Source organism: Desulforegula conservatrix Mb1Pa, assembly GCF_000426225.1.
GTDB classification, from domain to species: domain Bacteria; phylum Desulfobacterota; class Desulfobacteria; order Desulfobacterales; family Desulforegulaceae; genus Desulforegula; species Desulforegula conservatrix.
The window spans coordinates 1-10,034 of record NZ_KE384512.1 but is presented as its reverse complement, the minus strand read 5'-3'; the positions used below and the strand labels follow the sequence as shown (position 1 = coordinate 10,034).

At 40.2% G+C, this 10,034-nt stretch carries 8 protein-coding genes and 1 pseudogene; 8 read left to right on the top strand and 1 reads right to left on the bottom strand.

Translation table 11 applies throughout. The annotated features are described in order from the left end of the window. The 3 genes and pseudogenes from K245_RS0122295 to K245_RS0122285 form a co-directional block, all read left to right on the top strand. Positions 1 to 1,341: pseudogene (locus K245_RS0122295) on the top strand (hypothetical protein); the annotation flags it as partial. Between the two features lie 375 nt (positions 1,342 to 1,716). Beyond that, positions 1,717 to 2,748 carry a GGDEF domain-containing protein gene (locus K245_RS27100; RefSeq protein ID WP_051284579.1) on the top strand — a complete coding sequence of 344 codons (1,032 nt, stop codon included), beginning with the start codon at positions 1,717 to 1,719 and terminating at the stop codon, positions 2,746 to 2,748. Between the two features lie 55 nt (positions 2,749 to 2,803). Then, positions 2,804 to 3,565: a substrate-binding periplasmic protein gene (locus K245_RS0122285; protein WP_027360903.1), complete on the top strand. Its 762-nt coding sequence runs from the start codon at positions 2,804 to 2,806 to the stop codon at positions 3,563 to 3,565. Here K245_RS0122285 and K245_RS0122280 read toward each other — a convergent pair. Then, complete coding sequence (locus K245_RS0122280; protein WP_027360902.1) at positions 3,562 to 4,233, bottom strand: DUF3313 domain-containing protein; 672 nt, start codon at positions 4,231 to 4,233, stop codon at positions 3,562 to 3,564. The genes K245_RS0122285 and K245_RS0122280 overlap by 4 nt on opposite strands. Before the next feature lie 232 nt (positions 4,234 to 4,465). Between K245_RS0122280 and K245_RS0122275 the strand changes: the two genes are divergently transcribed. The 5 genes from K245_RS0122275 (at position 4,466) to K245_RS0122255 (ending at position 9,843) form a co-directional block, all read left to right on the top strand. Further along, the gene (locus K245_RS0122275; protein WP_198013971.1) at positions 4,466 to 6,382 is read left to right on the top strand and encodes an MFS transporter; all 1,917 of its coding nucleotides are present in this window, start codon (positions 4,466 to 4,468) and stop codon (positions 6,380 to 6,382) included. 310 nt (positions 6,383 to 6,692) lie between these two features. Next, entirely contained in the window at positions 6,693 to 7,124 is a 432-nt protein-coding gene (locus tag K245_RS0122270) for a hypothetical protein (protein WP_027360900.1), read from the top strand. A 182-nt stretch (positions 7,125 to 7,306) separates the two neighbouring features. Then, on the top strand, positions 7,307 to 7,996 hold the full coding sequence (locus K245_RS27565) for a C40 family peptidase (RefSeq protein ID WP_084156496.1): 690 nt from the start codon (positions 7,307 to 7,309) through the stop codon (positions 7,994 to 7,996). Next, positions 7,997 to 8,710 carry an N-formylglutamate amidohydrolase gene (locus K245_RS0122260; RefSeq protein ID WP_027360898.1) on the top strand — a complete coding sequence of 238 codons (714 nt, stop codon included), beginning with the start codon at positions 7,997 to 7,999 and terminating at the stop codon, positions 8,708 to 8,710. 332 nt (positions 8,711 to 9,042) lie between these two features. Beyond that, the gene (locus K245_RS0122255; RefSeq protein ID WP_027360897.1) at positions 9,043 to 9,843 is read left to right on the top strand and encodes a DODA-type extradiol aromatic ring-opening family dioxygenase; all 801 of its coding nucleotides are present in this window, start codon (positions 9,043 to 9,045) and stop codon (positions 9,841 to 9,843) included. Positions 9,844 to 10,034 lie beyond the last annotated feature (191 nt).

The following is a 10,034-nucleotide window of genomic DNA, read 5'->3' as shown; positions in this document are numbered from 1 at the left end:
AAAGAAAAGATTGAGGCTGACAGGAGAGAACAGGAGTTTAAAAAACAGCAGGAACTCCAGGAATCAGAAAAAAAAGCATACGAAGACAGAATTCGTCAGGAAAAGATAGAAGCTGATCGCAAGGATCAGGAATATAAACGCCATCAGGCCCAGCAGGAAGCAGACAAAAAGGCGTACGAAGACAGAATCAGGCAGGATAAAATTGAAGCTGATCGCAAGGAACAAGCTTTAAAGCTTCATCAGCAACAGATGGAGGCTGAAAAAAAAGCACAGGAAGCCACCATTGAAAAAGAAAGAGAAGAAGCAAAAAAGCAGGCTGAAGAACTGAAAAGGCAACAGCAAAGACTGGAAGCTGAAAGGCGCGCTGAGGAAATAAAAAGACGGGAAGAAGAACATAGAGCGCAAAAAAGAGAAGAGGAGCACAGGAGAGAAAGTGAAAGCCTTGAAGCTCAAAAAAGGGCCGAAGAACACAGAAGATGGCACAAAAAACATCACAGCCACCATCATTATGATGACAGAAATCATTACCATTATAACAACAGATATAATGATGAGAGTACAATAATTTACACCGAGCAATACTACTACTATAATGAGCCATATCCAGACACAAACTATCCAGCACCCAATTATGATCAACCATATAGCGGCAATCTGCCTCCCAAAACAATCGCCCCTCCGGCTGGCCAGATAGTTTCCCCTGAATCAGGTATTAGCGAGGAAAAAGCTGTCATGGATATACTCGAATCCGAGGCATTTGTTCCTAACATCCATATTTCTGAAGCAAGCCCTGACTTTTGCAAAAGTTTCATGAAGTCCCTTAAAGCCAATAATGGCGAGGTTATTTTTGAAAAACCTGTGGTTAGCACAGACGACCCTGAGTCAACTGATCTTGCGAGAAACTTCCCATGTTACAAAAAAGCAGGAGATGAAGAATACATAGCTAAAAGCCTCAGCATGGCAGGAGAGCAGAATTTCAAACTTTACAGGCTAAAAAAGGATCTTTCCTCAAAAAATTCTGACTATGAATATATGCTTTATACGGAACCTGCTTCAGCTACAGGAAGGTCAGATCTTATTCCAGGATTTTGGAGAATAGATAAAAACACATGCAAGATAAAGCAGGAAGTCACTGTCAATGAAAACAATCCTGACGCGGGCAATTTTAGCTCAATAGTAAAATACAAAAAGCAATATTATATTCTGGATATTGCGCTTAAAGGCAACGAGACAGAGCAGACTCAAAAGCACATAATCAAGCTGCATCAGTATTCATCTAAAAAGGGGATTTTTGAGCAAAGCCCTTATGCTTACTGGGCAGAACCATATCCAATCAACTGATTCATTGGGGTGAACAAGAAACTCCGGCAGGATATTATTTTTTCATTCCTGCCGACGAAGAGCTCGAACACCTATTATTGTTTGTGTTTTACGAAGCAGAAGTTTATACTTTAAAGATTGTAAGTCGGCTTAAACCGAACATCATAACTGCTTACGAAACCAAGCCGATTAAAGCAATGAGACAGCCTTTGAATTGAAAACAGGGCAAATTTTCCAAGCCACGCACCTTTCTTCTTTTGTGATTTTCAGCAATCATTTGCTCATTATGAACAGAGCTGTCTCGTTTTTGAAAAACCTGCGCAAAAAGTCATAGTCGTACACACTGAGAAGCCACAGAAATTTTATAAACAACTGCCTATTTATCAGGATTATAGCATGGAAAACAGTATAACCACCCTTGACATCGTAAGCCTGTGCCTAAAGCTCGATTTGGCAGCGAAAAATATCTACGATAGATTCACCAACACCTGTGAGAACCAGGGAATAAAGAATTTTTGGCTGGAGACAAAGACGACCGAAGAAAGGCATATTGAATTCTGGAAAACCATAATTAAACTGTCCAACAAAAATGGACTGCCTGAGATATTCGATTCTCCTGATTCGGTGGCGAAGGAACTGGAACTCAGCCTGAACAAAACCCAGGAGCTTCTCAAAAAAGCCGAAGATTCCAATTCAATCCTTGAAACATTTTTAATCGCATACAAACTTGAATTCTACATGATGAATCCGGCATTTGAACTTCTATTCCACATACTGGGAAGAAATGCTGAAGGATTGAATCCTGAGACAGATTATATGGCTCATATCAAGGGCTTCGATGAAATTCTGAAAAAACATGGACTGATTACTCCTGAACTTGAACTGCTCGGAGAAACCCTTCTCCATATCTGGAAAGAAAGTAACAGAATTGCCCGCCAGACAATAATCGACGAACTTACGTCAGCGTATAACAGAAGAGGCTTCATGGTGGTGGCAGAACAGCTCGCGGAGCTTTCAAGAAGAAATAACTCCGGCATTGGAATCATCCTGATTGATATAGATCATTTCAAAAAAATAAATGAGGCGCAGGGACACCAGATCGGAGACAGAATGCTTAAACAGATTTCTGAAATTATTAAATCAAGCCTGAGAGCATCTGACTTAATTGGAAGATACGGCGGAGATGAATTTATTATTTTCCTGCCTGAAGTTCGACATAAAGGAGCAAGTCTTGTGGCTGAAAAAATCAGATCCGCCGTGGAAGAAGCTAACATTGAAAAAACCGGTGTGACCGTCAGCATTGGGTCGATGGACGGCCACATAAAAGAAGAACCCCAGGAATTAATATGGGAAATGATTAAACAGTCTGAAAGCTATCTCTATGCCGCTAAAAAGGGCGGAAGAAATATGGTGATGGGAAACACATAAAAGTATAGGAAATCCATATACAAGTCTGCAACATATTTACTTAAGGAGAAAGGAAATGCCCAGATCATTCTCAATGGCAATTGTCTTGATTTCCATATTTCCTGCCCTGATATTCGGACAGGAGTCTTCCCCTGATTTTCAAAAAATCAGGTGGATGACAGAGGAATATGCCCCTTACAATTATACAGAACGCGGAATTTTAAAGGGAATAAGCGTTGATATACTCAATGAAATCTGGAAAAGATCGGGAATAGGCCCTAAAAAACCAGATATAGAGGTTCTGCCCTGGGCCAGGGGATACATGTATTTAAAAAACGAAAAAAACTCCTGCCTGTTTTCGATGGGGATCACAGAAGAAAGAAAAAAACATTTTATTTTCTCAAACCCGATATTGAGCAACAACAACGTAATCATAGCAAAAAAAAGCAAAAAATATAAAATTGACTCCATCAATGAACTGAAGAATATAATCATAGGAACTGTAAGGGAAGATGCAGGAGAACAATTCCTCGTCTCTGCTGGATGCCAAATGGATAAGCTTGAGAGATCAAGTTCAGCGGAAACTCTTGTCAGAAAACTTGCAATGGGCAGAATGGATGCCATCTCATATGGTGAAGATACAGCCGCATACAACATGAAACTCTACGGCATTGATCCAAACCAATATGAAGTAATTTATCTTATAAACAAAAGCGAAACAGCTTTTGGGTTTAATAAGGACACTGAACCAGAGATAATTGCCCGATTCAATAAAACAATTGATGACCTAAAAAAGGATGGAACAATTGAAAGAATAAGGGAAAAGTATTTGCGTTAATCCCTTACGCACATAGCTTCCAGCCTTATTCTCAGCCGGCTTGCCCAGTGGTCAAAGGCATTTTTGGTATCTGTCCATTTATCGCGAAAAATCATTTTCCCGCCCTGACGTCTGTCGACATCGGCAGCAAGACGTTCGCCTGTCACAGAATCAAGAACTTCAATCTCGCTTGCAGCCTCTCCTGTTCCGAGATTTTTATCCGTAACGATTTTTGTGGCTAAAGATATGGAAATTCCAAGAGGAGACACCGAAGACAGAGTATTTATTATGGGCGATGCTGGTTTGACATCCGTTATTGCAGCCCTGACCCTCAGAACCCCTGGCCCAGGCTCATCAACAATCTTATATTTATCAAATACTGCCGAAGTTATCGCCTGATCGTAATAATCGGCAAACTCGCGGAGAAGAATTGGCTCTAAATCAGTGCTTTCTTCCTGACCAAGCAAACAAACGCAGACCTTTTCGATAAGTATTTTGTCATATTTGCTCAAATCAGCGCCTGGCCTGCTGTAACCATAGGCGGCCTGATCCCCGCCACCTTGTTTTAAACCACTGTAGTCACCAAGAAAACCGGTTTTTTCCACTTTTTTCATGCCTGACGAGGCACATCCGATATTCATCAGGGCAAGCAGGACAATCATAAAGTAAAGATAATGTTTCCCAGACACAAAGAACCTCCTAAAACACATGGTTTCCTTCGCCACACCTTCAATAAACACAGTTTTTCATAAAAAACAAGGAACTCATAGATAACTACCAGCCACATCTGACATTGTCAATTCATAGCTGGTCGACAAATGTAAAAGAACAGTTTAATACTTAGAGTTGCCTTTGATCTTATTCGGGTATATCAATCATGATTAATTTTTACAGACCTCCCACATGAATATAAAGGAGCTTATGATGAGCAGCGTGTATGATCCGCAGATGCCGGACGAACACAGTCAGTTCAAACTTCTTCGCATGAAAAAATTCGCCCCTTTTTTCTGGACTCAGTTCTGCGGAGCTTTTAATGACAATGTATTCAAAAACTCCCTCATACTGACTCTGGCCTTTCATGCAGGAAACGTGGCAAAGGGAGAATCTGATATTCTCATGAATCTTGCGGCAGGGCTTTTTATTCTGCCATTCTTTCTATTTTCTGCCACAGCTGGCCAGATTGCCGACAAATTCGACAAATCCAGGATTATTCAAATAATCAAAATCGCTGAAATCCTGATAATGATATGCGCTACATTTGCTTTTTATTACAGAAGCAACTCGGCCCTGCTCTTCCTCCTTTTTCTGATGGGAATGCATTCAGCTTTTTTCGGGCCTGTAAAATACAGCATTATTCCTCAGCACCTTGAAAGCCATGAAATAATAGGTGGCAACGCTCTTGTTGAAATGGGAACCTTTGTTGCCATACTTATTGGCACGATACTCGGAGGAATTCTCATTCAGCAGGAAAATGGGAGAATATACGCTGGAATAACAGTCATAATAATAGCCTTCATGGGCTGGCTGGCGAGTTCATTTATTCCAAAGGCCGAGGCTGCTGACAAAAATCTTAAAATTGGCCTTAACCCGATCGCAGAATCAATCAAAACCATAAAATTCGCCAAAAGAGAAAAAAGCGTCTTTCTTTCCGTGCTCGGCATTTCATGGTTCTGGTTTCTTGGCGCGTCCTATCTGACCCAGATTCCAAATTACACAAAAACAATTCTCGGAAGCGGCGAAGGAGTTGTAACGCTCCTTTTGACGATGTTTTCAGTCGGGATCGGTGCAGGCTCACTCCTTTGTGAATGGCTTTCAGGCAGAAAAATCGAATACGGCCTTGTTCCAATTGGCTCGATAGGTCTTTCAATTTTCGGGATTGATCTTGCAATGTCCTACAGCGCGACAAATCCCGACCATCTGCTGACTGTTATGGAGTTTCTTAAAACCAGCGGAAGCATAAGGGTTCTCGTGGATCTTGTCCTCATAGGCATATTCGGAGGCCTTTATATTGTTCCGCTATATGCGCTTATCCAGGTCAGGACAGAACCAGAGCTCAGATCAAGGGTAATTGCTGCCAATAACATCCTGAACGCTTTATTCATGGTTGCTTCAGCCGCTATGGCCGGAATTCTGCTCGGTAAATTCGGGCTTTCGATTCCGATTTTCTTCTTAATTCTGACAATAATGAATATAGTTGTTGCCTTATATATTTACACCCTTGTTCCTGAATTCACCATGCGCTGTCTCGTATGGGTGCTGACCCACATCATCTACAGAATTAAGCATAAAAATCTTCATATGATTCCATCCGAAGGCCCGGCTGTGATTGTCAGCAATCATGTCAGCTATGTGGACGCACTTATCATTGCCAGTCTTTGCAGAAGACCGGCCAGATTTGTAATGGACTCGTCAATTTTCAAAATACCTGTGATGAATTTCATCTTTACGACTGCAAAGGCAATCCCCATTTGTTCCCGCAAGCAGAATCCCGAAATTTATGAAAAAGCTTTTGTTTCAATTGCAGAAGCCCTTGATGCAGGTGAAATAGTCTGCATTTTTCCTGAAGGCATGATCACCAAAACAGGAGACATACATGAATTCAAAAACGGAATAGAAAAAATTCTTGAAAAAAACCAGGTACCTGTGGTTCCGTCTGCACTGCGCGGGCTTTGGGGAAGTTTTTTCAGCCATAAAGACGGCAATGCCATGATGAAATTCCCTAAACGCTTTTTTTCAAAAATTGAATATGTAGTGGGGAATCCAATTCATCCAGAAGAGGCAAATGCTGAAGGACTCAGACTTGCTGTTATTGGACTGAGAGATGATGCAGGAGTCTAAAAAAGCATTATAGGGAAAAGAGTTTATGATTTAATAGATGACAAGGTCGCAAAAAGTCCTATTTCCGTCATTCCGGCGCAGGCCGGAATCCAGAAGCAGCTGTAATTAATGGATGCCGGATCAAGTCCGGCATGACGCTTAAGCCATTTTTAGACTTTTGCGACTCCATCAATCGATGAATTTCAGAATTTTCACCGACTTTTTTTCTTGTTTTCCGTTTAATGCTCATATATCTGCAAAAGATCTCGAAAAAAATATTTTTTAATCCCTGGATCAAACGAATCGTTCAATTTTCAAAAAGGCGGATGGAATGAATTCTATATTTTCTTTGTTCATGTATCTTTCAGGCGTAGGAGCCATTGGAGGAATATATGTCCATTTAATGACTGTCCTGGGGCTACCCCTGCCCTTTCCTGAAAACATTCTGACAATACCTCTGACACTTGGCGTTCTAATTGCCGGACTTGTAGCAATTCTCGCAATAAGGAGTATTGCCAAGAAAAGGCCGGGAGAAGATATTGTGAAGGTCATTCTGAGCAGATGCCAGAAGTGGATGATCTCGCTTGTTATTTTTTTTGCGGCTTATGAAATTCTGTTTCTTGTCGCAGGCAACAAGATTGAGTTTCTGAGTACTTTATCTGCCGATCCAAACGCCTCAGCGCTCCTGACCCTTTCCATAGTATGGATGAGCGTATATTCAGCGGCGATGTCTGTTCTTTACGCAGTAACAAGGCCGGAATAGTCACAATAAACAGAATCCAAAAAATTGGGCCCGGGGAATCCGGGCCTTATACTTCCCGCTTCTAATCCTGACCGATTCTTACAGATTTCTTGATAATATAGTCCCCAAAGCCAAATTTCCCCTTGGTGTAAACCCATTTTTCTATTACAAAATGAGCAGCTACTGATTTACAGGATGGGAAAATGTATTTTGCACAGAGAGACAGATTTATAAGCTTGATGGACTCGCAAAAAGTCAAAAAATGGCATTGGCGTCATGCAGGACTTGATCCGGCATCCAGTAATTACAGCTGCTTCTGGATTCAGGCCTTCGCCAGAATGACTGAAATTGAATTTTTTGCGACCCTGTCAAGCTTTACACCCACACAAACGATCTTAAATTTTAAAACAAAAAAACGGGGAATTTTATTCATCCCGCTTCTTTTATTCTTTATAATACTAATGTCAGGCTGTTCTGCTGTCGCTCCAAGGCATGAAGAAGAAGATGCATTAAGGGAAAAAATCGTACAGACTGCGCTAAAGTATAAAGGATGCCCTTATAAGCCAGGAGGCACAACTCCAAAAGGATTCGACTGTTCAGGTTTTACATCATTTGTGTACAATAAAGCAGGGATCAGGATTCCAAGAACATCCGGGAGCCAGTTTGACTCAGGCCAGGATGTTGATTTTGATGAAATGAGAAATGGTGATCTAGTTTTTTTTACAAGATGGGGCTCCATAGGCAAGCTGTTCTCCCCAAACCATGTTGGTATTTTCATAGGCAACGACAGATTCATTCACGCGCCCTCAAGCGGCGGCAAAGTACGAATAGATAAACTGAGTGACGAATACTGGGACAGCCATTACAAAGGCTCAAGGAATGTGATCAAATAAATGAAGAGTATAGAAAAAGCCAAGTTCATAATCACCTGCGAACATGGCGGCAACAAAGTGCCGGGGGAACTTGCCGAATATTTTTCAAAAGCATGTAAGATTCTTGAAAATCACAGGGGATATGACATAGGAGGGCTTGAGCTTGCCAGGAAAATTTCCGCGGGGCTTGAAGCTCCTTTTTTTTATTCCGAAACAACAAGGCTTGTTGTTGACCTTAACAGATCGACCTTCAGCAAAAATCTATTCTCGGAATTCACTTGTATCCTTAATAAAGAGGAAAAAGATCGTATCCTTGAAAAATATTATTTTCCTTACAGAAATAAAGTTGAAACAGAGATAACAAGGCTTGCCGAGGAACAAGGGGTTATACACATCGCGGTTCACTCCTTCACGCCTGTCATGAACGACAAGGTCAGAAACGCTGACATCGGTTTTCTCTATGACCCAAAAAGAAAGCCTGAAAAAACATTTTGCTCTCTCTGGAAACAGAAACTTGATAAAGAAACGCCATCGTTCAGAACAAGAATGAATTATCCATACAGGGGCATCTCTGACTGCCTGCCTCTCAAGCTTAAAAAAATTCTTCAGCCGGAGAAATATATCGGAATTGAACTTGAGATTAATAATAAAATATTTGAAAATCCGGCATTAACCAAAATGCTGCATGAGGCGTTGTTGAAAACGCTGATGGAGATCAAAGAGCAACAGTTTTAATACAAAAAAAATAGGAAAACACAGCCTATAAAGAATCCTTTTATTTGGTAACAATAATACTACACGGTGCCCCCCCCCAATTATGTCCGATAAGGAAACGTTGTCGGACATAATAGGGCAAGTGGGACTGTTCTTATCAATGCCTTTGAACTCTTTATGTTATTAATGCTATATTCTTTTAATGATTTAAAACGGTTTTTCATGATATCAACAAAAAAGGCAATAGATGGAAAATAAACACTTAATTTTCATGTTTTGCTCTAATAGAAGTGACATATGTTTTTTTCACATATTGACCTGTTAGAATGTATCACTCATATAAGGAAATAATCATGAAAAATAACAATCCTTGTGTATTGTTTTTATCTCATGGAGGTGGCCCTTTACCGCTATTAGGCGATGAAGGACATGCAGAGATGGTTAAAACCTTAAAGAATTTAGCTTCAAAAATTGATAAACCATCAGCTATTATAGTGATAAGCGCTCATTGGGAGGAAGATTTAACCACAATTACTTCTGGCTCAAATCCTTCACTTATTTATGATTATTACGGCTTTCCTGAAGAATCATATCTTATTGAATATCCTTGCCCTGGAGAACCCGTTTTAGCTGGACAAATAGGAGAATTATTTAACAAATCAGGTATAAAAAACAGACTTGATAAACATAGAGGCTTTGACCACGGATTATTTGTGCCTCTTAAAATAATGTATCCTGATGCAGATATCCCTTGCATCCAGCTGTCTTTGCTTAAAAATTTAAATCCTGCCGATCATATAAAAATAGGATCTACCCTTTCCAGAATAAAGTATGATAATCTGATGATCATCGGTTCAGGTTTTTCATTTCATAATATGAGGGCCTTTTTTGAGCCAGAAACAATTGATAGTAAAGCAATGAATGAAAAATTTGAGAAATGGTTGATTGATACATGCTCGAATCAAGATATTGCTGAATCTGAAAGAGTTAAAAGAATCGAAAACTGGGAAAATGCGCCCCATGCAAGATATTGCCATCCTCGAGAGGAGCATTTGTTACCATTACATGTATGCTATGGTGTTCACCAAACGCATTGTAGCGAATATTTCGAATTAAGAATTCTTAATAAAAAATCGAGTTTCTATCTTTGGTAAATGGATTATTGGAATTTTATTCTGTTTTTATAGTTCTCAACTCTTTATCTTATGTGGCTCTGCCTGATTTTCAGTTAAGAAGTGCCTTTTATGGTTAATTTGCCATCAAAAAAGGGTGATGCGTAGATAACATGGTTGTCATCTAAAGAAAAAACCTGCCATCCATGCAAACGTGGATTATATTTTTAGAG

What these genes read in the sequence shown, in the direction of transcription:
- K245_RS27100 (WP_051284579.1), top strand. Translation starts at nt 1,717, where the DNA reads ATGGAAAACAGTATAACCACCCTTGACATCGTAAGCCTGTGCCTAAAG.
- K245_RS0122285 (WP_027360903.1), top strand. Translation starts at nt 2,804, where the DNA reads ATGCCCAGATCATTCTCAATGGCAATTGTCTTGATTTCCATATTTCCT.
- K245_RS0122275 (WP_198013971.1), top strand. Translation starts at nt 4,466, where the DNA reads ATGATGAGCAGCGTGTATGATCCGCAGATGCCGGACGAACACAGTCAG.
- K245_RS0122270 (WP_027360900.1), top strand. Translation starts at nt 6,693, where the DNA reads ATGAATTCTATATTTTCTTTGTTCATGTATCTTTCAGGCGTAGGAGCC.
- K245_RS27565 (WP_084156496.1), top strand. Translation starts at nt 7,307, where the DNA reads ATGTATTTTGCACAGAGAGACAGATTTATAAGCTTGATGGACTCGCAA.
- K245_RS0122260 (WP_027360898.1), top strand. Translation starts at nt 7,997, where the DNA reads ATGAAGAGTATAGAAAAAGCCAAGTTCATAATCACCTGCGAACATGGC.
- K245_RS0122255 (WP_027360897.1), top strand. Translation starts at nt 9,043, where the DNA reads ATGAAAAATAACAATCCTTGTGTATTGTTTTTATCTCATGGAGGTGGC.